Origin of the sequence: Caulobacter sp. 17J65-9 (assembly GCF_010975005.1) — a bacterium.
Taxonomy (GTDB): Bacteria; Pseudomonadota; Alphaproteobacteria; order Caulobacterales; family Caulobacteraceae; genus 17J80-11.
The window spans coordinates 1-672 of sequence record NZ_JAAIVC010000344.1 but is presented as its reverse complement, the minus strand read 5'-3'; the positions used below and the strand labels follow the sequence as shown (position 1 = coordinate 672).

At 75.0% G+C, this 672-nt stretch carries 2 protein-coding genes; both read right to left on the bottom strand.

Annotated elements, in window-relative coordinates:
* On the bottom strand, positions 1 to 280 hold a 280-nt coding region (locus G3573_RS22505; protein ID WP_163263707.1), incomplete at its 3' end, for a hypothetical protein.
* Positions 277 to 672, bottom strand: a 396-nt coding sequence (locus G3573_RS21850) for a uroporphyrinogen-III synthase (RefSeq protein WP_205598443.1), incomplete at its 5' end; no start/stop codon positions are given. The genes G3573_RS22505 and G3573_RS21850, both read right to left, overlap by 4 nt.

Here is a 672-nt window from a genome sequence, read left to right as displayed (position 1 = left end):
GGCCGGCGGCGCGGGCGGCGGCCAGTTGGGCCTCCAGATCGGCGATGCGGGCGCGCAGCTGGGCGTCGGTCGTGACGGCGGCGGGCGCCTCGGCGGCGGCCGGCTCGGGCGCGCGGTGCTTCTTCAGGCCCAGCCGCTCGGCGTTCAGGATCACGCCCAGCGCCACCGCGATCAGCAGCAGGGTGTAGGGCACGAAGAACCACACCGCGTTCATCGGCCGCCGGGGCGGAAGCTCCGGCAGGTCGTTGGGCTCGACAGGTTCGACGACGGGCGAAGTCATGGGGTCTCGATCAGCGGCTCCGCCAGCAATCTAAGCAAATGGCCCTCGTCAGGGAACCGCGACGCGTGCAGCTTTTTGAAGCCCCTCTCGGCCAGCGGCTCGGCGGCGGCGGGCGAGATGCAGGCGAAGCTCAGATCGCCGGCTGTGGCGGGGTCCAGAACGGCCGCCAGGCGCCGTCCCGCCTTGGGCGAATGCACCAGCACGGCGTCCAGGGTGTCCAGCCGCGCCAGGGCCTCGGCCGGGTCGGCGGCGGCGGTCTCGTAGAGGGCGACGGTCCGTAGGGTCACGCGGCCGGCCAGCAGGCCCGGCAGGTCGCCGGCCGGCTCGCGCGCGCCGGCGTGCAGCACCGCGCCGTTCAGCGCCGGGGCCTCCTCGGCCAGCAGGGCGGCGAG